Source organism: Varibaculum sp. GTC20041 (genome assembly GCF_055387755.1).
Genome location: NZ_AP041144.1, coordinates 1 through 21,034, shown reverse-complemented (window position 1 = coordinate 21,034; position 21,034 = coordinate 1). Strand labels below are relative to the sequence as shown.

Genomic DNA, 21,034 nt, shown 5'->3' with positions numbered 1-21,034 from the left:
GCCTTGCCTGCCCGGTTTCGCTCACCGCATTAACTGGTTGCATAGCGAGCTTTTTAGCTGGGAAAATGGTTTTAGTAATAGCGGCGCTAAGACCTTGATCTAGGAGGCTCCATGTCGGTACGCGACATTATCATCATCGGTTCCGGACCAGCCGGCTATACGGCAGCGATCTACACTGCCCGCGCGGGGCTTAACCCCCTATTAATCGCCGGGGAAGTAACTGCCGGTGGTGCCCTGATGAACACCACCGAGGTGGAAAACTTCCCCGGGTTTCCCGAGGGGATTCAAGGCCCGGATCTAATGGCGAATATGCTTGCTCAAGCCGAGCGTTTCGGGTGCGAAATTCTTTACGAAGACGCCCTCGAAGTTTCTCTTGCAGGGGAAGAGAAAAAAGTAGTCACCTCGGAGGGAGAATATCTGGCGCGCCGCGTGATTTTGTCTATGGGTTCGGAATACCGCAAACTAAACGTGCCTGGAGAAGCGGAACTGTCCGGACGCGGCGTTTCCTATTGCGCCACCTGTGACGGTTTCTTCTTCAAAGACCAGCACTTGGCAGTAGTGGGGGGCGGGGACTCCGCCATGGAAGAGGCGCTGTTCTTAACCAAGTTCGCTAAGAAAGTGACGGTGATTCACCGCCGCAACCAACTACGTGCCTCCCAGATTATGGCCGAACGCGCTGAAGCTAACCCGAAGATTGATTTTGCTTGGAACAGTACTGTTGCCCAAATTAATGGGGAAAATAAAGTGGAATCGCTTACTTTGCAGTCAACGGTAGACGGCAAAGAAAGTACTTTAGATGCCACCGGAGTATTCGTAGCGATCGGCCATGAACCGCGCTCGCAGCTAGTAACCGGCCAAGTGGATTTGGATGAGGCCGGATACGTGCGGGTTAATGAACCGGGAACCGCCACTAACCTCAAAGGGGTTTTCGCCTGCGGAGACCTAGTGGATCACACTTATCGCCAAGCGATCACTGCCGCGGGTTCGGGATGCCGAGCTGCTCTGGATGCCGAGCGTTCCCTAGCCGACTAAGAACTGATTTTTACCATATTTAGAGAGGAAAATACGAGATGACTAAACCTTTAGAAGTAACTGAAAATAACTTTGACCAGGAAGTATTGAAAGCAGAAACCCCAGTTTTGGTAGATTTTTGGGCGCCCTGGTGTGGACCTTGCCGCCAAATGGGACCGATAGTAGACGAGGTAGCCGCCGAGGTTGCCGGGAAAGCTAAAGTCGTCAAAGTAAATATTGACGAGAACCCCCAGCTGGCCGCCAAATACGGGATTAATTCCATCCCCATGTTTATGGTTTTCAACCAGGGCGAAATTACTCGCGGGATTCTGGGAGCTAACCCCAAGCGGGAACTCCTGGGACCGTTGCAGCAAGAAATCGCCAAGTAGCTTTTCACCTCTCCAGGCGGCAGCGATCCTGTCTACTTAGGGGTTCAGCGGGGTGCATAGGAATTATGCTGCGCACCCTATAATGAACAGGTGCGAAGTCTGAAGCGATTTTTAATAGTAGTAGCCGTACTAGCACTCCTACTGGGAGTGCTGGATCGGGTTACTTGCTGGTGGGCAGAAAGCGAGGGCACGCAGGCTCTGGAGAAACGGGGCGCAGAAAACGCCACGGTTAAAGTTAATGACTTGCCCTTTCTAACCTCCCTGGTGGCCGGCAGGATTAACCAGGTGGATGTTAACATTCCCCGCCTGGATATTGCCGCTGAGGGCGGCGCCATCCCCATAACCGCCGTCCGCGCCCAGCTCAATCAGCTGGATCTGACCGCCGGACGGTTAAATATCGAGAGAATCGGCCAATTGCACGCTGAAGGCAATCTCAGCCAAGAAACCGTAGCGCAGCTAGTGGAGGCAAAGGCTCCGGGGGTAAAAGTAAAACTGGATGCCGGGAAGCTAACTTTTGCTACCCAGAAGTGGGGGCAAGAGATCCTAGCTACGGGACAGCTCTCCCTAGCTGGCGGGGCAGATGGTTTGACCCCCACCCTGGTAATTACACCCACTGCTCTCCAAACTGAATTGCCGCGCCACCTGCAGGCTCGCCTGAAACTGCCGGAATTCGTACCCACCATCAATATCCCGATCACCGGCTTGCCCGCCAATCTGCAGCTAAGCGCAGTAGAGATTAAAGCCGATCACCTCAAATTTAAGCTGACCGGGGAAAATATCTTGATGCAAAAGAATTCTGTTTCCTGATTTTGGGTTTACCGGTTAATCACCGGGTATTGACCGGCTAGTACCTGCAAAGGTGAAAACGGGGCGGGGTCGAAGTAGCAGATACCTACTTCGATCCCGCCCCTGGCTTTCGGGTACGGAACCCCTATTTTAGGGATCGGGCTACAGGCTGCGCACGATCTCTTCTACCGAGGCTTTCGCGTCACCAAAGAGCATATCGGTGTTGTCGTTAAAGAACAGCGGATTTTGCACCCCGGCATAACCCGGATTCATCGAACGCTTAAACACCACTACTTGGCGGGCTTTCCACACTTCCAGTACCGGCATTCCCGCGATCGGGCTGCCCGGTTTAGTGGCATCGGGATTAACAGTATCGTTTGCCCCAATCACCAGCACTACGTCGGTATCGGGGAAGTCGTCGTTAATCTCATCCATTTCCAGCACCACGTCATAGGGTACTTTAGCTTCTGCCAGCAGCACGTTCATATGTCCGGGCATCCGTCCGGCTACCGGGTGGATCCCGAAACGCACGTTTACTCCTGCCTCGCGCAGCTTGGCAGTCAGATCTGCTACCGGGAACTGGGCTTGTGCCTGCGCCATTCCGTAACCGGGGGTAATAATCACGCTGGAGGCGTCCTTTAACGCTTGCGCGACCTCAGCCGCACTGGTTTCGGTATAGTCGCCATAATCGGTGTCTGCCCCCTTAGCCGGTCCCCCGTCAGAGCCGAAGCCTCCCAAAATCACGGAGACAAACGAACGGTTCATGGCTTTACACATGATGTAGGACAGGTAGGCACCAGAAGAGCCCACCAGGGCACCCGCGATGATCAGCATATTGTTACCCAACATGAAGCCCGCGGCAGCCGCTGCCCAACCGGAGTAAGAGTTAAGCATCGAAACCACTACCGGCATATCGCCGCCGCCGATCGCGGCCACCAGGTGTAGTCCTAGTACCAGGGCAATTACAGTCATCACGATGATGGCCACCCACTGCATCCAAGTCAAGGTCATAGTGGTAGCGCTCAGGTGCGAGCCGCGCACCATCACTCCGATGAGCACGATAGACACGATAATGGCGATAGCGTTCAGCCAGTTCCGTCCCGGCAGCGTCAGGGGCGCGCCCTTAATCTTTCCCGATAGTTTCAGGTAGGCGACGATAGAACCGGTGAGGGTAACCGCGCCGATAAATATCCCTACTCCTACTTCCCCGAGATGGAACCCTACCGTGGCGGGATTAATCGCGGTGGCCGCGTCAGCGCCTGCTTTTTTAAATTCGGAGGGCATGTGAATGAAGGTGTTATATCCCACCAGCACCGCCGCTAAACCTACAAAGGAGTGCAGCATGGCTACCAGTTCCGGCATGCCGGTCATAGGAATAGTTTTGGCGCGCCACAGCCCGATAATCGCACCTGCAATCATCGCTACCGCTATTAAAAGCGCGGTTACGAGGGTGGATTGATATCCAGGTCCACCCGCATTATGTAGCGCCACCGCGATAGTAGCGACCACGGCCACCAACATTCCGATCGCGCCGAAACGGTTACCGCGCAGGGCGGTCTCATTTTTAGACAGACCCGCGAGCGCCAAAATAAACAGCAGCGCCGCAATCAGATAGGCAATGCTTTGCCCTCTGCTAATCAAAAATTCGCCTTTAGAAGCACTGGCAACCAGGGTGGGGGTTACCGCAAATAGCACGTTACTCATTTCTTACTTCTCCTCCCCCCGGAACATGGCCAGCATCCGGTGCGTTACCGAGAAACCGCCGAAAATATTAATCGAGGCCACCAGGATTGCCAGGAAGCTCAGCGCGGACACCAGTGGGTTAGCGCTGCCTACCTGCAATATGGCGCCCACTAAAATAATTCCGGAAATGGCGTTAGTTTCACTCATTAACGGAGTGTGCAGCGAGTGAGTAACAGAGGTAATCACATAGAAGCCCACTACAATCGCCAGCATCAAAATGAAGTAGTAGGGGATCAGCGGCTTGGGGGTGGCGGCAATCAGAGCCAGCCCTAAAACTATCCCTACCGTTGCCCACAGTAAACGCTTGCGTTTCTTAGCCGCCGCCTCTTCAGCTTTCTGGCGCGCACTGGCCGCGGCATCCTCTACTGATTCTGCCTTAGCAGGGGTAGCAGGCGCCGCGTGCACTTGAATGGGGGGCGGGGGGAACATATTTTCCCCGTCCTTGGCGACCGTAATCCCCCGGACTACTTCGTCTTCCATATCGAGGACGTAATTTCCGTCTTTTTCCGGAGTGATCAGCTTAAACAGGTTAACAATATTTTGTCCATACAGCTGTGATGACTGTCCCGGCAGCCTTCCGGCTAGGTCGGTGTAGCCAATTATGGTAACCCCGTTTTCGGTAACTACCTTTTTGCCGGGTTGGGTCAATTCACAGTTACCGCCGCCAGCGGCGGCCATATCCACGATGACTGAACCGGGAGCCATGGCCGCTACTGCCTCTTTAGTGATTAGCAGCGGCGAGCGGCGACCGGGAATATTCGCAGTGGTGATTACAATGTCATTCGCGGCGGCCTGCTCGGTGTAGAGCTTGGTGGCAGCATCGGCTTGATCCGCGCTCATTTCTTTGGCGTAACCATCATCGGATTTTTCTTGCGCAATCGGGATGGGCACAAAAGTCGCGCCTACCGATTCTGCTTGCTCGGCAGTTTCACTGCGCACATCCGTGGCGCTAACCTGGGCACCCATCGAGTTGGCGGTACCGATAGCAGCCAGGCCGGCTACCCCTACGCCGATCACATAGACCTTGGCGGGCGGAATTTTTCCGGCCGCGGTTACCTGACCGGTAAAGAGGCGGCCGAAACTTTCCGCAGCTTCAATGACCGCGCGATAACCGGAAACGTTGGACATGGAAGAGAGCACATCCATAGATTGTGCCCGAGAAATTCGCGGAACCGTATCCATCGCAAACCCAGTAATACCCCGCTCTACCAGTGCATCTACTGTCTCAGGGTGACGGCCTGGTGCCATCCGGGCTATTAAGAGCGCTCCGGGTTTGACCAAATCCAGGTAGTTGGTGGGGGGTGTATCCAGGACGGTTACGATATCGGCCTGCCAGGCGGCCTGAGTATCCACGATCTCCGCTCCGGCGGCCGAATACTGCTCATCAAGATAGGCGGCTTTTTCTCCCGCCCCCCTCTCGACTAGGACTTGATATCCCAGTTTGATGAGTTTCTTTACCGTATCCGGAGTGGCGGCAACCAAGGTTTGGCCTGGCGTGGGCTCTTTGGGAACTCCAATTCGCACAGTTACTCCTTATAGTTTTGGCTTTTAAAATACCAATATTTATCCACTTATTTTACTAGTGAATAACTTATTTTTAGCGTACTCGGCGGCGGTTACGCGCGCACTCCAAGTCCAGCTAATAAAATGCTACCCGGGGAAAGGGGAAGATAAAAAAACTATTTTTCCGGCGTGGCCTGCTTAGATCCCGGTCCTGGTCCTTCTAATCCCAGGCGTTCCCGATCTGGTTGCTCTAACAATTCGCCGCGACGAATAGTTAAATCCTTAGGGGCACTAATTCCCAGTCTCACCGAGTCCTTATGTGACTCCACCACCGTAATCACGACCTGATCCCCGATCACGATCTCTTCTCCGCGTCTGCGGGTTAGTACTAGCATCCTTGCCTGCCTCCTAGATAGTGATTAAAAATTATTATCGGAATCTGGAGGAATCTCCCCGTCAACAGATTCCAGGATATCTTCTGGGATATCTAAATCTTCGCTTTCCCCTTCACGGGACTGTTCCCTAATCGCTGCTTCTGAACGGGCTAGCTGATCAGCCAATTTATCCGGGGCTTCGTCTTTGCCTATCCAAGAGGGCAGCCCCGAGTCTAAGTGAGGAGTCTTTTCCTGTTCCGAGGGCGCGACAGTATTTTCCGGATTCTGTTGCCACCTTTGGGCACGCTGACGCAGTACCTGGGAGTAAGAGACCCGTTTTGCCCCGCGTACCCGGTGTAATAACACGTCTAAGTCGCGATTTATCTGGTCATTTTCCCATCGGGCTTTTTCGGCAAGGAGAGCGCGAGTATCAGCGAGCAGAGCTTCCAGCTCGTGATCACTAGGAACCTGCCGCTCCCGATAGGTCATTGCGTTACCTCCTGTTACTTACTCTCGATTGCAATTGTAGATTAAGCCCGCAAACTGTGAAGAAGAACTGTTCTAAAAGCCAGACTTTGGTTTTTACGGGACACCAAAAAATTCTGGTTTCTTCCCCGATGGTGACTAGTAATCAGTCTCTAGAAACCGCCACTAAAGATGCTGGTCTTAATAAACAGGAATTGTAGGCACGATTTCAGCGCCAGCTAGCGAATATTATTGCTTGGATCAGGTAGCAACTCTAAACTTAGGGTCACTGGTAGCTTTATATTAGAAGTTTACGTAACTGTTTGCTAAGAGAGTCGGGAGAAAAATGTCGTCCCCAAATTATCCCTATCCGCCCAGCAATCTACCGCAGGGAAATCCGCAGCCCGGATTATCTCCCGCTGCTTACCCCTTACCTGGCAATAATGGATTTAATAGCCAATACCCCTATCCCCCGGCGGGATACCCGGGAGGCATGCCTGCCCCCCAAACCGGAACCGACCTTTCTTGGCTACTAAACAGCGTGAAACGAAACCGGATTTGGTTTATCCCCTTCGCCCTGTTCTTTATTTTGGTGGGATACATCGTAATTGCGGTCTCAAAGCTGGATTCAGCTGCAGCGGCGGGTACCGGTTTATTGTTCTTAACTCTAGGGCAAGCCCTGCTAGTTGCTTTCATCCTGGCTACCGCTAAGCAAGTTGGCGGGTTTACCTACGCCACAGCTTGGGTGGCCAGTGGGGTAATCACCGGAGGATGGGTTTGCGTGCTGATAAATATGGTGCTCGGAATTTCCCAAAACGGATCGTATTTCCCCACGACCCTCCTAATTTTCTCCGTGTTATTCGTCTTGATACTTATCGGGGGAATTATTACCGGATCGGTACTGGCTAGTAAACCCAGTGAGCCTATTTCCCCGGCACCAGCGCTTCTAATCAGCCTGTTCTTATTATTGGCCGCCACCACTACTCCGGTGATTCACGCGGTGGGCATGATTTTATTAATCGCGGCTGCCGCCTGCGCGGTAATTAAGCCGCGTCCGGCCTACTTCGTAGTTCTGGGAGTAAGCGGGACTTTGGGGCTGGCAAATTTCATTATTGGTTTGGCCTCCCCCGCTGCCGCTTGTTTCTTGGGACTAAACGGGGATTACCACGGAATTAGTCTGTATGGAACTCTATTTAGCAATGAAGGGCAGCTAGAAAAGGTTGGTTGGATTTATTGGATTATCGGCGGTCTAACTTGGGTGTTTTCCGCGGTAGTCCTAGCAGCTTGCATCTTGGCTATCTACCAGACCATTGCGAAAAAACCAGTCACTGACTTAACCGCAGCCTTTAGGAACCAGTCGCAGTTTAATCAGTACCCGGGCTACTACCAGCCGGGACAATACCCTGTCTACCCCTACCCTCCACAGTCTTACTACGGGGAACCAGTACCACCGGCAGGTCAAAGCGGACAGCCCCAGCCTTACCCACAGTTCCCGGCGCCGCCAACGCAGTCATTTATGCCCCCTAACTCGGCTCCTACTTCGCAACCACCACTAAATCACTAAGGCATTGGAAGGGATCTATGCTCCCATACTCAACTGCCAACTTCCCTATTCAGCCCCTAATGGAGCATTCCTTTATGGCGCTGGTAGGTGCGGCCGCCCTGATAGTGGTGGCCACGCTGCTAGTGGTATGGACCGTGGTTTTTTACCAAAGTGCCTCCCGCTCCCCCATCCTGACTTTTAGTGCGCGTCGCCACGAGAATTTATACCGCCTACTGGCTGCTTACCGTCAGCGGCTGGCTTCCCTAGGAGCCGATCCTCGATACGCGGCTTTAGATACTAGCGCTCGCCGAGTCATCCTCGGCAAAATCTTAAGAAATCTAAGCGAACAGTATTACCGCACCGCCGGTTGGGGTAACTATCACCCGCAACAGCTGGTAGCCACGGACTGGCCAGAACTGGCTGCCCTGATTTCGACGCTGTCTCATCCCGACCAATTCCCCGGACAAACTCCCTGGGAAGGGCGCGCCCAGGTTTCTCCTAGCGACACTGCCACGCTAACGGCCGCGCTCTCCCAGATTAGCTATCGCAGCCAACTCCACGCCCACGCTCTAAATACCCGCCAGGATCTGGTAATCAAACCTCCTCGCAGATCCCGGTTTTGGATAGTGCCAGTAACCTTAACCGTGCTCTGTCTGCTAGTTATTTCCGGGCTGCAAACCCAAAGTTGGCTACTAGAACAACAGGCAGTCCGCGCAGACCGGCAGGGGGATCCTTCCTTGGCGCAAGATCTGCGTCTACGCCAAGCCGACTCCCGCCTACTAGCCGATCGGTGGCTGGTGAACTACAACCTGGGAACCACCTATCTAAACGCCGGCGACCTGCAAAATGCTAACAAATATTTATCTCGGGCTAGTAAGAAAATGCCGTTCGTTCTGGAAGCAAAAATGACTGAACCCCAGGCCGTATTGGCTGGCTGCCAGGTGAACTACAACCTAGCTTTAGTGACGATAAAAACCAGTGAGGAACCCAAATCCACTGATGTTTTAGTCCAGGCTGCTCAGCAGCTGGTTTACTGCAATCAGGAAGCTTTAAAAACTCGCCAAAAATACTGGAAACTGGAGAGAGGTACTCCCGCTACTAGTAAGGTTTCTGCCAGTTTGAAGCGGGTAGCAAAAGATAGTGATTCCCTAATAGAGCAGATCAAAAAACGGGGAGGCAGCAATTTTCGGATGCCTTCCGCTTCCTGGTTTGAGGATTTTGGTTCTTAAAATCCTCGCCCTATCCCCAGTCCCCGCAGCTTGCTACCGATAATTGTCACCTAGATTATTACGTTCCCCCAACTATCAAAGTATCAATTACCCAGTTAAACCGGCACGGAGCCAGCAGTTCCGGAGTTACCCTGCGTCCGATTTAAAATCTTTACCTGATTTGCCTGCACTCTGACGCCAGAACCAGCACAATTGAAAATATGAAACGGATGAAGCGCTTTTGGTGGGGAAAACACCCAGGCTTCATCGTAACTATCTGGTTGCTAACCGTAACTCTCGCCATCGTCGCGGTATTTTCGGGTCTAGGGGGAAAACCACTATTTGAAAGGTTAATTACCCCCCAGCCGGCCAGCCCCGCTTCGGAATCAGCCGTGGGTAAGAAACTGTATGAGCAAGGCCACCGCGATACCTATCCGGTAACGGCAGTAGTTGAAATACCGGATTTAGAAAAACATGCTGATCAGATTGCAAAAATGCTGCGCCCGCTACACGCGGATCTGTTGCAGGTAAGTAAGGTAAAACAGATCGCAGATCCCTTTATCGCCTTTGACCCCCAGCTCCCCGCCGGGAAAAAAGCTCAAGAACAAATTGACCGGGCATTAGCGCAGGCATTAGCGCAGGGAAGAACCCAGGCCGAGCAAGTCGCTAGAGCTAAGGGCGCTAGTGGCCAGCAACTAGAAAAAGCAAAGCAGCGTGCCGAAAGGGAGGTTAAAAAAGCTTTCAACAGTCAGCTACCCCCGGCTTGGAAAACTATCCAGTCCAGTGAACTCCAGCAGATGATTGCCGAGGACGGAAAAACTTTCCTAGTCAACGTGCAGCTAGCTGCCAGCGGCTATGACCAGGTTGACCCAGATGCCCGCGACCAGGTAGCCCGGATTTTAGAGGAAATACCTGATTATTTTTCCGGTTCAAATGTTACTGCCACCGTTAATGTAGTCGATAACATCGGTTTGCAAAATGCTGCCAATGGGCAAGTCAAAGCCGATATGTTACGCGGGGAAGGAATTTCGATTCCAATTTCTCTGCTGATCATGACCATAGTTTTCGGGGGAATGTTAGCTGCCTTGCTGCCGCTAATGGGAGCCGGGGCTGCCATTGGAATCACCTTAATGCTGATCCTGGCACTGACTTATCTGATCACTGTGGAATCATTCGTAGTCAATATTGTTTCTTTCCTCGGGCTGGGGCTATCGATTGACTACGGATTACTAATCGTGTCTCGTTACCGCCATGAACTGCATAAACGTGGTATTCACGGCCAGGAAGATACCTTTATTTTTTACCCTCGCGTGCTGCAATTATTAGTTGCTTCGCGCCGCGAAGGCGATAGGAAAATCGGTATCGCCACTCGGAAAGATTACCGCACCCAACTCCTGCGTGCCCGCAAACCCTATCTTCAGGCTCTAGATAAAACTATGGACACTGCCGGAGCCACGGTTTTCTTTTCGGCTCTAATTGTCTCCCTCGCAATCTTGGGGCTATGTATCTTCCCGCTACCATTACTGCGTCTGATGGGCATCGGCGGAGTGTTAGTAACCATGCTGGCGATGATTTCTAATATGACGTTTTTGCCTGCCCTGATGATGCTGTTCGGACCGAGCCTGGCTTCTCCCTCCAAGTTTTCCCACTGGATGAACTGGATACGCCGCCATTTACTGCGCCGTTCCCGCGAGCGCTCCGAAGACGATCCCTCTCCCGTTTTTCGCGCGGTATCAACTTTCGTGACCCGCCGTCCCTGGCCAGTGCTAGTAGTGGTGACCCTAGTGTTAGTGGTGATGTCTCTTCCGCTCTACCAGATGCAAATGCGTTCCTCCGCGGTAGAATCGATGCCGCGGTCAATCCCGCAAATCGGGGCATTATGGGATATGTGGGAACGCTTCCCCGACTCGGCAAACCCACAAATCCGTTTGGTAGCCAAAACCACCCCGCAAAAGCTGCAAACTTGGGCAGAAGAAGAAGTGGAACCGCTATCCCATGTGAAACGAATTCGACCCGCCGAAGACCTGAAAATAGATGGCCAACAATACGCGGCTCTGGATGTTTACACGAAAGAAAAAGATGCCTTCGCCGCGCAAGTGAAACAAGAAATGCAAGAGGTACGCCAGTTACCTGCCCCCTTTAAAATTTGGGTGACCGGAGAAGCTGCACTACAAACCGATTTCCAAGACACCCTTTACGAATACGCTCCCTACGTATTTGCGGTAGTCGCCCTCACTACCTATTTAATGTTGTTCCTGATGACCGGGGCGTTGCTGCTACCACTGCAAGCCTTGGTATTAAATATGGTGTCTTTAATGTCTTCCTTAGGGGTAGCCGTATGGGTTTTCCAATATGGTCATGGAGAGAAGCTGCTAGGTTTCACTTCCTTGGGCGCAGTGGAATCTTATGTAGTGGCGATCGTGTTTTGCTTCGGTTTTGGCTTATCAATGGATTATGAAATGTTCCTAGTTTCTAGGGTGAAAGAAATCTGGGATGAAACCGCAGATAACAAACGTGCGGTGCGGGAGGGACTTACTCATTCGGCCTCAACTATTACTTCCGCAGCATTAATTCTGCTAGTAGTGTTCCTCGGTTTTACCACCGGAGGCATCCAAGCCATAAAACAGATTGGATTTACCTTAGCGGTGGCGGTAGCCCTGGACGCTACTTTAGTACGCATGGGACTAGTACCCGCCATTATGGCAATCTGCGGAAAAGCTAATTGGTGGGCTCCCAAATGGCTGCGGTCTTTCCGCTCCCGGCTGCCCCTTCCTGGACACTAGGGCGGGTCGAGGACGAACATGGCGACGCTACCAGAAAACTTACTCGCGGGCGGGATTACCGAACTTAGACAAACGCCCGAGGAAGGTTAAGGGAATGGTTGCGGTGGGACCGTTACGGTGTTTAGCGATAATCACATCTGCCTCCCCGGGACGATCTTCCTGATTGTAAACTTCTGGGCGATTTAGCAGCATTACCACATCCGCATCCTGTTCCAACGAACCAGATTCTCGCAGGTCAGCAAGCATTGGTTTGTGTTCGATTCGTTGTTCGGGTCCGCGGTTTAGCTGGGCGACTGCCACCACCGGGATTTCTAGTTCTTTAGCTAGCAGTTTTAAAGAGCGAGAAAACTCCGCTACTTCTTGTTGCCGGGACTCTACCCGTTTACCGGAACTCATCAACTGGAGGTAGTCCACCACTACCAATTTCAAATCGTTTTGCTGCTTGAGCCGTCGACATTTTGAACGTATCTCCGGCATGGTCATATTCGGAGAATCATCTATATACAGCGGAGCCTGGGAACAGCGGGATAGCACCTGGGCTATTTTTGTCCAATCTGCGTCCTCTAAATCTCCCGCGCTGAGCCGCGACATAGACACCCCGGATTCCGCGGAAATCATGCGCCGCGAAATTTCCGTTCCGTCCATTTCTAGACTGAAAATCACGGAAGTAAGGTCGTGATGGATCGCTGCGTTTCTACAAAAATCCAGTGCCAAGGTAGATTTACCCATTGCCGGGCGAGCGGCCACAATCACCAACTGCCCGGGGTGCAAGCCATGGGTGAGATTATCTAATTGATAAAAACCGGTGGGAACCCCCGAAGACATGCCCCCATTTTTTTGTAGTTCTTGCAGTTCAGTTACGGTTTCATCTAAAAATTCGGTGATCGGGCGGTAGTCTTCGCTATCTCCGCGTTCACTGACTGCATAGATTTCACTTTGTGCCTGGTTTATCAGCTCATCTACGTCACCGCCATCGTCAGCGTAACCTAGTTGCACCACCCGGGTGCCCGCCTGCACCAGGGAACGCAGCTGCGCCCTCTCCCGCACGATCCGGGCATAATATCCCGCGTTTGCGGCGGTAGGAACCCCGGAGATTAGTTGATGTAAATAGGGGGCGCCCCCGATTCTCTCCAAGTCACCGCGGCGCTTTAATTGCCCAGCTACGGTCACCGCATCTACCGGTTCCCCGCGACCAAATAGATCCAAGATTACTTCGTGGATAGTCTGATGCACCGGACGATAGTAGTCTTCTCCCCTGATCGTCATGGTGACATCGGCAATCGCATCTTTGGAGAGCATCATCGCTCCCAATACGGATTGTTCTGCGGCAATATCTTGCGGAGGTGTCCGATCAAAATCTGTCATCGCTACCTCCTGGAAAGAACTACAAACTCTTTGATTGTGCCACATCCCGCAGGTATAACCAGAAAAGCCCCTGTTGAAAACTCGTAAAATTTGGTGCAGACAGTGTTAATAACCTGTGGAAATATCGGGGAATATGTGGGTAGTGAATAACCCCAAGTTTATAAACCAGTTACAAACTGGGAAACTACTAACAGAGTTATTCACAGATTGTGTATAGAAAATAGAGGAAGATTCGTGGAAAAGCCTAAGAAAACCAGTCTTAACCGCCAGGTTTTGGCTTTGGCTTTACCTGCCCTCGGATCCTTAATCGCCGAGCCGGTGTTAAGGATGGCTGACTCCATCCTGGTCGGGCATGTAGGAACCCCAGATTTGGCAGGATTAGCTATCGGTTCGACGGTACTTACCCTGGTAGTGGGAATCTGTGTATTCCTCGCCTACACCACTACTGCGGTGACCGGCAGAGCCATTGGGGCAGGTAAACGCGCTGAAGGTCTGCGTTTAGGTATTCAGGGAATGTGGTTGGGGGCGCTGTTGGGTGGCGCCTTGGCAATAGTCTTGATTGATTTTGCCCCGCAAATCATTGGCCTTTTCGAAGCTGAGAAGCAAGTTGCGGATTTGGCACGTCGCTACTTAATAGTCTCGGCTCCCGGACTTGTCGCCATGCTGTCTGTATTAGCTGCTAACGGGGTATTGAGGGGATTATTAGATACTCGCACTCCTCTTTTGGTAACTACCAGCGCAGCTATTCTTAACGTACCGGTTTCCGCATTCTTAATTTTCGGATGCTCTCTCGGGGTGGCGGGGGCGGGCACTGGCACCGCGATTTGCCAGTTCTTCATGGCTATTTGGCTGTGGATAGTGGTAGTTAAAAAACTTCGAGCGGAAGGAGTATCGGCTCGCCCTGATATACAACTAATTTTTCATTCCGGTATGCACGGATTACCTTTAGTTCTCCGTTCGCTTTTTCTGCAGGCGGCTATCGTAGTCACGACTTGGCAGGCGGCCCGCCTGGGGGCAGCAACTTTGGCGGGCTATCAGATTCTAAAAACTCTGTGGACCCTAGCGGCATTCGGGCTAGACGCATTAGCGATCGCAGCTCAGGCTCTCCTCGCCAACGCTCTCGGTGAGGGCGAGGAGCGAAAAATACGGGTGCTAATCGCCCAGTTAAACCGCTGGGCACTGGGTTTTGGCACCCTGATTGGTCTAGTATTTGCAGCTACCTCTAGCTTTTCGCCACACCTATTTACGGCAGATCCTGAGCTATTATCCGTTTGTGTCCCCGCCATCATCGTGGTGGGTCTTATGCAACCACTGGCAGCCTTAACCTACATTTACGACGGTTACTTGATCGGCGCTGATGATACTAAATACCTGGCAAAAGCGATGGCCATAGTGTTTGCTATCTATCTACCGGCGATTTTACTAGCTGGCCTCCTCCCTGAAGGAGCCTGGGGTTTAGCTGGTTTATGGGCTATCTACGGATTGGTTTTTATTGGCGGGAGGGCGGCCTCGCTGTGGCTGCGTATCCGCACCGACGCTTGGCTCTAGCTACTATGAATTGAGCCGGTTACTGCTGGTAGAACCCTAGTTCATCTACAGATAAAAGTAGGGTGAGCAAGAGGTTAATCTTGCTCACCCTACTTTTTATTAGTTAAGTGCTGCCAGGTAAGAACTTACCTACTTGCCGCCCTCAACGTTTACAAACAGTTTGGCGCTAATATCTTCATGCAAATTGATTTGAATCTGATATTTTCCGACCGCTTTGATCGGCTTTTCAATAATAACTTTGCGCCGGTCAATGGTTTGCCCGATCTGTTCTTTAACCGCTGCCACCACATCCTGAGTGGATACTGCTCCAAAGAGGCGACCGGAATGTCCGGCCCGCTTGGAAACTACCACGGTATTGTGGGCTTCGATAGCATCGCGTACTGCCCGGGCGTCCTCTACGTTAGAGATTTCCCGACGGCGGCGCGCGCGAATCATTTCATCGATCTGCTTTTGGGCGCCCTTAGTCCAAGGGTGCGCCATTTTCCGCGGTACCAGGTAGTTGCGGGCATATCCGCGAGCTACGGTTACTACGTCCCCGGAGGAACCCAGCCCCGGTACATCCATATTCAAAATAATTTTGGCTGTTGCCATGACTAAACCCTCCTATCAGCGACCAGAACTAGTGTAGGGAAGCAACGCCATTTCGCGGGCATTCTTAACTGCCTTAGCGATAGCGCGCTGCTGCTGAACGCTAACTCCGGTAACCCGGCGCGAACGAATCTTTCCGCGATCGGAAATAAACTTCCGCAAGAACGGGGTATCTTTATAGTCGATTTTTTCAACCGGCATATTACGTAGCGGGTTAGCCTTTTTCTTAATCGGCTTCGCGCGAAGAACTTTCTTCGCCATATTTACTCCTTAATGGTGTGACCCTAAGGTCTTATCCTGAAACTTTAGAACGGCGGTTCATTGTCCTCGCCGTTATCGCTGGTGGCAGGAGCAGCCCAGGGATTTTCATCCCCCGCCGGCTGCGCGGCCGTCATGGAACCTGTTCCCAAGTTCGCGGCAGCCCCTCCGTTAAATCCCCCACCTTGATTGAAATTGCCGGCTGGAGCACCTGCGCCAAAGCCGCCCTGTCCTCCCTGATTAAATCCGCCTGCACCTGAGCGCGGAATCCGGGTAACTTGGGCTTGCGCATAACGCAAGGAAGGACCGATTTCGTCGACTTGAATCTCTATTGAGGAACGATTCTGTCCATCCCGTTCCCAATTACGTTGCTGCAAGCGACCGTGAACAATCACTCGCATGCCTTTGGTTAAAGATTCAGCGATATTTTCGGCCATTTCCCGCCACGCTGAACAACGCAGAAACATGGCAGTGCCATCTTCCCACTGTCCGGAGGCGCGATTATAGGTTCTGGGAGTGGAGGCCACGGTAAACGAAGCCACTGGCACCGATTGCGCGGTATAGCGCAGCTCGGGATCTGCAGTCAGATTCCCAATAACCGTTATCTGGGTTTCTCCAGCCATCTTTGTTCCTCTCCGCGAACTTAATCGCGCCGCAACAACTTAGTGCGCAAAACAGATTCGTTTAGCGACAGCTGCCGGGTTAGCTCCTCAGCAATCTGCGGGTTAGTGGTCATCTCGATGACCGCATAGATCCCTTCAGAGTATTTTTCAATCTGATATGCCAGGCGACGTTTGCCCCAAATATCGGTCGCGTCTACGCTTCCCCCATTAGCAGAAACCACATTTAGTAGTTTCTCCAATGCCGGGGCTACGGTGCGTTCGTCGATTTCGGGATTCAGGATCACCATCATCTCATATTTACGCATCTCAACCCACCTCCTTTGGTCTAACGGCCACGGTCCTTCCGCGGCAGGAGGGCTTATGCATACGACCCAAAGGTCGCACTACAGGATAACTTAGTTTAAAGCACTATTTCTAGCCGTTATCAAACATTGTTAGGAAACGCTCTTTTTTAACCTCCGCAGATAAAACCCACCTTCACCTCGCGGGTAGCAGGGCGAGCAGGGTGCGTTAAAGCAGTCCCTAATACCTCGCTTTCCCTAGGGACTAGGAGGAGCAGCTGGAGAAGACGATTCCGGAGCCTCTGGGGATTGCGGAGGCGGCGAACTGGCAGGAGCAGAGCTGCTAGGAACCGTGAGCGGATTACCTACCGTTTCTGGCGGAGGAGCTGAAGGCACTTCCGCAGTCTTATAGGGGGTATTCTTTTCTTTCGGCCTCACCCGATATTTGCTGGTTTCAGAAGAAAATAAGGGCTGCGGCTCCAGGCCTTTAACCGCCGGTCTCATATATGCCAACCATAGTTTAGCCGGCCAAGTACCACCGGTTACTTCCCTTACCCCACCAAAGGGGGTAATGGATTCTTCTGCCCCATTTTTTCCTACCTGATACATGGAAATTGCAGTCACCATTTGCGGTACATAACCCACAAACTGTGCAGAGCGGTTATCGTTTGAAGATCCCGTTTTCGCCGCTACCGGTCGACCGAGTTTTCCGGCAGTATCACCGGTACCTCCAGTCTCAGCTACCGCCGATAACGCTTTAGTCAACTCTGAAATGTTTTCTTCTTCAAACTGGCGAATACCAGCAGTATCAGCTTCGTAGAGAATATTGCCAGACGAATCGGTAACCTTATCAATGATATGAGCTGTTCGCCTGATACCTCCGGTAGCGAAAGTGGTATAAGCTTCCGCGATCTCTAAGTTATGGGGAGAACTAGTTCCTAATACCCCCACGACTGAATTTTTATCCAACCCCACCGTGTTCTTAGAGTATCCAGCCGCAATCGCCACCTGCCGGGTGGCATCCATACCGATTTCGCTATTAAGCCGGACATAGGCGGTGTTAATCGAGTATTTTGTAGCTTTGATCAGGTCTACTTGACCGTAGGAGGCACCTCCATAATTACCTACCCAAGCATCCCCTATTTTCATCGGGCCAGAACCATTGATTTTCTCCGATAGTTTATGACCATGCTCGAGGGCTGCTAGAAGCGCAAATGGTTTAAAGGTCGACCCGGCTTGGGCTACGTCTTGAGTTACCGCGTTGCGTTGAACTTTTTGATAATCCGGTCCCCCATATTCAGCGATTACCGCTCCCGTAGCGGTATCGATCGAGGTAGCTGCTACTCTTAATCCTTCAGGTCTATTCTCCGGGAGGGTACCGACTGCCTCTTCCAACAGCTTCTGTTTTTCTGGATCGATAGTCGTATAAATCCGAATCCCCGCTCGATCGATCTCATCTTCGGTATAGCCGATTTGCGTTACTAATTCTTGGCGTACATGTTGGAGCAGATATCCTGTGGTGCCCTTAAAATAGGTTCCTTCCTGCTTTTTCTTTTGTACCTGAGGAAATTCTGCGGCATTCTTTTCATTCTTTTTGATCATATTGTCGGCAGCCATGAGGTTTAATACCCGCTGCCAACGTTGCTGAGCTTTTTCGGGGCTAACTAGTGGATCCCAAGCATTAGGGGCGGGAATAATCCCGGCAAGTAAGGCTGATTCTGACAAATTCAGATCTTTAGCACTCTTACCAAAATAGGCGTTAGCTGCTGCTTCGATCCCATAGGCCCCCCTACCGAAATAGATGGTATTCAAGTAGTCATTAAGAATTTTTTCTTTCGGTACCTGTCTATTTATCTTTAACGCCAAAATGGTTTCTTTAAATTTTCCGGTATACCCCGTGTTTTTTCCGGTGTAGTAGTTCTCTACATATTGTTGGGTGAGGGTAGAAGCGCCCTGGGTGGGACGCCCTCGCACGTTATTCCACAAGGCGCGGGCAATACCTTTAATATCAATCCCGCTGTTTTCGTAAAAAGTGCGGTCTTCGCTGGCTACTACGGCATCACGAATATAGGAGTTTTCGAAAGACTTAGTGTCTACGATGGTACGGTTACGTTCAGCAAACTTTCCCATCATCTTGTTCGTATCACCCCAATAAACGGTAGTTACCTGGGCGTTCGCAAATTTTTGTGCCTCAGGTACTTCCAGGCGATAGTAGGCAATTAAGAAAGTTATACATCCGGCAATAATTGCCACCAGAACTAAGCCAGTTATCAATCCTAAGATTCTTTTTACCCAAAGTCCGACTCTACTGCGGCCCGAAGTGTTCTTGCCCTTTGGGTGCTTTTGTTTGGAAGTTTTATTACCGACAGCTGTCTTAGACTTTTTGTTGTTGTCACCTTTACCAGCTGCCTGCGTCTTAACTCTATTTTTAGTTTGGGAAGAGGGCGCGGTGGATTTTTTATTTGGCACATACCGGGGCTTAACTGCACTGTAGGGAACATTTTGTGTTTTGCGGGCAGCACTAGCACCCGGTTTAGAAGAACTACCGTACTGATCCGGGTTAATAGGGGCAAAAATACGTTGATCCCCCTCTTGTGCCCGTGCCTGAAATTGCGCTTTTTCATGTTTGCGGCGTTCAGCCCGAGAGGAAAACTTATGTTCTCCAGCTTTATTGCCACGCGATGAGTGCTGTTCGGTCATAAATACAGGTTAGCTTAGGAAAAGGATTGAATTACTTAGATTTCAAAGCTAATGGCAATTTTCATTTGGTGTTCTGCCGCTGCAATGGTGAATTATTTAGAAATTATTTTTAACTCTTTAATAGTCATCACTGCCTAGAATTATCGGGATTATCAGTTAAACATGCAGTTTATAAGGGTTTTAAGCCTGTGAATTGCTGGCTATGGTTCTGGGGATCGTTTTGGGGACAGAAAAATTTCGAGCAAATGATGCCCGGTTTATGAACAATTTTATAACTACGATCCCCAGCTATACACAGGGTTATGCACAGGTGTGGAGAAACCAGCTTTAACCTGTAATCATGAGAACTATAATTTTGTAGTTTTGCAGGTAGAAGTATTCAAAAATAAAGGTAAAAAAGAAGTCAAAACTTTCCTTAGATAAGCGGGTGTTGTCGTGATTTTATTGACTAAGTCACTTTGCGTGGCGAGCGGCCTGTCGAATTTGGTTGGTTAATTCATTGACATGATCAAAAATTTGCGGTTTCGACTTCATCAGTTGGGTGATCTTCTTATTGGCGTGCATTACCGTAGTGTGGTCACGTCCTCCGAACTCCTTGCCAATCTGCGGTAATGATAGCTCGGTAAGTTCCCGGCACAAGTACATGGCTATCTGGCGTGCCTCGGTTAGCGAACGCGAACGCGAAGGCGAGCATAAGTCATTAACGGTGGTTTCAAAATATCCAGCCGTTTGTGCCTTAATCAGAGCGGGGGTGATTTCCTGATCATTAGGGTCAGAAACAATATCTTTAAGCACCATCTCTGCTAGCTGTAGGGTCAAGGGTTGCTTAGTTAGGGAAGCGAAAGCAGTAACCCTAAGCAGGGCACCTTCCAGCTCGCGAATATTGATAGTAAACCGCGAAGCGATATAGGCCAAGACCTCCGAGGGCGCCTCCACTTTTTCCTGACGGATTTTGTTACGCAAAATAGCGATTCGAGTTTCGAGATCCGGAGGCTGCACATCAGTTAATAGTCCCCACTCAAAACGAGACCGTAGTCGCTCCTCGAATCCTTCTAATTTTTTGGGAGGAACATCGGAAGTAATAACTACCTGCTTGTTGTCATTATGTAGGGAGTTAAAAGTATGGAAAAACTCCTCGATAGTTTGTTCTTTTCCCTGTAGGAACTGGATATCATCAATCATCAAAATATCGATATTGCGGTAGCGCCTTTGGAATTCGTGGGCACTGCCCTCTGATACCGAATTGATGAAGTCGTTGGTGAATTCCTCAGAGTTTACATAACGCACTTTGATATGGGGATAAAGGTTCAGCGCATAGTTGCCAATGGCGTGAAGCAGGTGAGTTTTTCCCAGCCCGGAACCACCGTACACAAAGAGGGGGTTATAGGCTTTAGCGGGAGCTTCGGCGACTGCGATAGCCGCCGCGTGAGCGAAGCGATTGGAAGCTCCGATTACGAAGGATTCAAAAGTATATTTTGAGTTCAAACGGCTTTCAAACGGCTTTTTTTCTCGAGAAGTGGTACTGGTTTTAGTAGTGGTACTTTCACTTTTTTGAGGAAGGGGAGCAACCGTTTGGTGTTCGGAAGGATTAACGGTCTGTCCAGTATCCAAAGAGGGATCTACCGAAACCGCCAAAATGACGTCGCGAGAGGTAGCTGCAGAAAGTGATTGCCGTAAAAAAGGAGCTAGCCGGGTCTCAATAATTGATTTTGAATAGTTATTGGGAGTGGCAATGATAATGGTGTTTTCGTAGGTGGTTAAGGGTTTTGACATTCTTACGAAGGCCAGATCCGCTTGACCTACCTGGGGATTTTGTTTTAACTGTCGGATCGCGTCTTGCCAGACTGACTGTAGCGAACTTGACAT

At 51.0% G+C, this 21,034-nt stretch carries 18 protein-coding genes; 7 read left to right on the top strand and 11 right to left on the bottom strand.

All coding sequences use genetic code 11. The features are described from left to right. The first annotated feature begins 111 nt into the window (after positions 1-111). The 3 genes from trxB (at position 112) to ACZ5BI_RS00080 (ending at position 2,207) form a co-directional block, all read left to right on the top strand. Positions 112-1,032, top strand: a complete 921-nt coding sequence (gene trxB / locus ACZ5BI_RS00090) for a thioredoxin-disulfide reductase (RefSeq protein ID WP_464896336.1) — start codon at positions 112-114, stop codon at positions 1,030-1,032. A gap of 38 nt (positions 1,033-1,070) precedes the next feature. Further along, the gene (gene trxA, locus ACZ5BI_RS00085; protein WP_464896335.1) at positions 1,071-1,400 is read left to right on the top strand and encodes a thioredoxin; all 330 of its coding nucleotides are present in this window, start codon (positions 1,071-1,073) and stop codon (positions 1,398-1,400) included. 90 nt (positions 1,401-1,490) lie between these two features. Further along, positions 1,491-2,207, top strand: coding sequence for an LmeA family phospholipid-binding protein (locus ACZ5BI_RS00080; RefSeq protein WP_464896334.1), 717 nt, complete (start codon positions 1,491-1,493; stop codon positions 2,205-2,207). A gap of 141 nt (positions 2,208-2,348) precedes the next feature. Here ACZ5BI_RS00080 and pntB read toward each other — a convergent pair whose 3' ends face one another. From pntB to ACZ5BI_RS00060, 4 genes are all read right to left on the bottom strand, one after another. After that, entirely contained in the window at positions 2,349-3,890 is a 1,542-nt protein-coding gene (gene pntB / locus ACZ5BI_RS00075) for a Re/Si-specific NAD(P)(+) transhydrogenase subunit beta (protein WP_288291398.1), read from the bottom strand. A gap of 3 nt (positions 3,891-3,893) precedes the next feature. After that, on the bottom strand, positions 3,894-5,453 hold the full coding sequence (locus ACZ5BI_RS00070) for a Re/Si-specific NAD(P)(+) transhydrogenase subunit alpha (protein ID WP_101929512.1): 1,560 nt from the start codon (positions 5,451-5,453) through the stop codon (positions 3,894-3,896). A gap of 155 nt (positions 5,454-5,608) precedes the next feature. Beyond that, on the bottom strand, positions 5,609-5,827 hold the full coding sequence (locus tag ACZ5BI_RS00065) for a carbon storage regulator (protein WP_101929513.1): 219 nt from the start codon (positions 5,825-5,827) through the stop codon (positions 5,609-5,611). 24 nt (positions 5,828-5,851) lie between these two features. Continuing rightward, a complete protein-coding gene (locus ACZ5BI_RS00060; RefSeq protein WP_464896333.1) occupies positions 5,852-6,295 on the bottom strand; it encodes a hypothetical protein in 444 nt (147 codons plus the stop codon). A 322-nt stretch (positions 6,296-6,617) separates the two neighbouring features. On the opposite strand from ACZ5BI_RS00060, the gene ACZ5BI_RS00055 reads away from it, so the two are divergent. From ACZ5BI_RS00055 to ACZ5BI_RS00045, 3 genes are all read left to right on the top strand, one after another. Next, positions 6,618-7,835, top strand: coding sequence for a hypothetical protein (locus tag ACZ5BI_RS00055; protein ID WP_464896332.1), 1,218 nt, complete (start codon positions 6,618-6,620; stop codon positions 7,833-7,835). 17 nt (positions 7,836-7,852) lie between these two features. Beyond that, on the top strand, positions 7,853-9,043 hold the full coding sequence (locus tag ACZ5BI_RS00050; RefSeq protein WP_464896331.1) for a hypothetical protein: 1,191 nt from the start codon (positions 7,853-7,855) through the stop codon (positions 9,041-9,043). A 209-nt stretch (positions 9,044-9,252) separates the two neighbouring features. After that, positions 9,253-11,805: an MMPL family transporter gene (locus ACZ5BI_RS00045; RefSeq protein ID WP_464896330.1), complete on the top strand. Its 2,553-nt coding sequence runs from the start codon at positions 9,253-9,255 to the stop codon at positions 11,803-11,805. A gap of 39 nt (positions 11,806-11,844) precedes the next feature. Here the strand turns inward: ACZ5BI_RS00045 and dnaB are convergent, their stop codons facing one another. Continuing rightward, positions 11,845-13,170, bottom strand: a complete 1,326-nt coding sequence (gene dnaB / locus ACZ5BI_RS00040) for a replicative DNA helicase (RefSeq protein ID WP_464896329.1) — start codon at positions 13,168-13,170, stop codon at positions 11,845-11,847. 234 nt (positions 13,171-13,404) lie between these two features. On the opposite strand from dnaB, the gene ACZ5BI_RS00035 reads away from it, so the two are divergent. Next, the gene (locus ACZ5BI_RS00035; protein WP_464896328.1) at positions 13,405-14,718 is read left to right on the top strand and encodes an MATE family efflux transporter; all 1,314 of its coding nucleotides are present in this window, start codon (positions 13,405-13,407) and stop codon (positions 14,716-14,718) included. A gap of 129 nt (positions 14,719-14,847) precedes the next feature. Here ACZ5BI_RS00035 and rplI read toward each other — a convergent pair whose 3' ends face one another. The 6 genes from rplI to dnaA all read right to left on the bottom strand — a co-directional run bounded on the left by rplI (position 14,848) and on the right by dnaA (position 21,034). Then, a complete protein-coding gene (rplI, locus tag ACZ5BI_RS00030) occupies positions 14,848-15,309 on the bottom strand; it encodes a 50S ribosomal protein L9 (RefSeq protein ID WP_101929521.1) in 462 nt (153 codons plus the stop codon). A 15-nt stretch (positions 15,310-15,324) separates the two neighbouring features. Next, positions 15,325-15,567, bottom strand: coding sequence for a 30S ribosomal protein S18 (rpsR, locus tag ACZ5BI_RS00025; protein ID WP_022864511.1), 243 nt, complete (start codon positions 15,565-15,567; stop codon positions 15,325-15,327). Positions 15,568-15,611: 44 nt separating this feature from the next. After that, positions 15,612-16,187: a single-stranded DNA-binding protein gene (locus ACZ5BI_RS00020; protein ID WP_464896327.1), complete on the bottom strand. Its 576-nt coding sequence runs from the start codon at positions 16,185-16,187 to the stop codon at positions 15,612-15,614. Between the two features lie 20 nt (positions 16,188-16,207). Further along, a complete protein-coding gene (gene rpsF, locus ACZ5BI_RS00015) occupies positions 16,208-16,492 on the bottom strand; it encodes a 30S ribosomal protein S6 (protein WP_464896326.1) in 285 nt (94 codons plus the stop codon). A gap of 234 nt (positions 16,493-16,726) precedes the next feature. After that, positions 16,727-19,168, bottom strand: a complete 2,442-nt coding sequence (locus tag ACZ5BI_RS00010) for a transglycosylase domain-containing protein (protein ID WP_464896325.1) — start codon at positions 19,166-19,168, stop codon at positions 16,727-16,729. A 453-nt stretch (positions 19,169-19,621) separates the two neighbouring features. Next, positions 19,622-21,034 (bottom strand): chromosomal replication initiator protein DnaA, encoded by a 1,413-nt coding sequence (dnaA, locus tag ACZ5BI_RS00005; RefSeq protein ID WP_464896324.1) that lies wholly within the window; start codon positions 21,032-21,034, stop codon positions 19,622-19,624.

Bases quoted from the DNA above. Each gene is read 5' to 3' on its own strand.
- trxB (WP_464896336.1), top strand. From the start codon at position 112: ATGTCGGTACGCGACATTATCATCATCGGTTCCGGACCAGCCGGCTAT.
- trxA (WP_464896335.1), top strand. From the start codon at position 1,071: ATGACTAAACCTTTAGAAGTAACTGAAAATAACTTTGACCAGGAAGTA.
- pntB (WP_288291398.1), bottom strand. From the start codon at position 3,890: ATGAGTAACGTGCTATTTGCGGTAACCCCCACCCTGGTTGCCAGTGCT.
- ACZ5BI_RS00065 (WP_101929513.1), bottom strand. From the start codon at position 5,827: ATGCTAGTACTAACCCGCAGACGCGGAGAAGAGATCGTGATCGGGGAT.
- ACZ5BI_RS00060 (WP_464896333.1), bottom strand. From the start codon at position 6,295: ATGACCTATCGGGAGCGGCAGGTTCCTAGTGATCACGAGCTGGAAGCT.
- ACZ5BI_RS00055 (WP_464896332.1), top strand. From the start codon at position 6,618: ATGTCGTCCCCAAATTATCCCTATCCGCCCAGCAATCTACCGCAGGGA.
- ACZ5BI_RS00050 (WP_464896331.1), top strand. From the start codon at position 7,853: ATGCTCCCATACTCAACTGCCAACTTCCCTATTCAGCCCCTAATGGAG.
- ACZ5BI_RS00045 (WP_464896330.1), top strand. From the start codon at position 9,253: ATGAAGCGCTTTTGGTGGGGAAAACACCCAGGCTTCATCGTAACTATC.
- dnaB (WP_464896329.1), bottom strand. From the start codon at position 13,170: ATGACAGATTTTGATCGGACACCTCCGCAAGATATTGCCGCAGAACAA.
- rplI (WP_101929521.1), bottom strand. From the start codon at position 15,309: ATGGCAACAGCCAAAATTATTTTGAATATGGATGTACCGGGGCTGGGT.
- rpsR (WP_022864511.1), bottom strand. From the start codon at position 15,567: ATGGCGAAGAAAGTTCTTCGCGCGAAGCCGATTAAGAAAAAGGCTAAC.
- ACZ5BI_RS00020 (WP_464896327.1), bottom strand. From the start codon at position 16,187: ATGGCTGGAGAAACCCAGATAACGGTTATTGGGAATCTGACTGCAGAT.
- rpsF (WP_464896326.1), bottom strand. From the start codon at position 16,492: ATGCGTAAATATGAGATGATGGTGATCCTGAATCCCGAAATCGACGAA.
- ACZ5BI_RS00010 (WP_464896325.1), bottom strand. From the start codon at position 19,168: ATGACCGAACAGCACTCATCGCGTGGCAATAAAGCTGGAGAACATAAG.
- dnaA (WP_464896324.1), bottom strand. From the start codon at position 21,034: ATGTCAAGTTCGCTACAGTCAGTCTGGCAAGACGCGATCCGACAGTTA.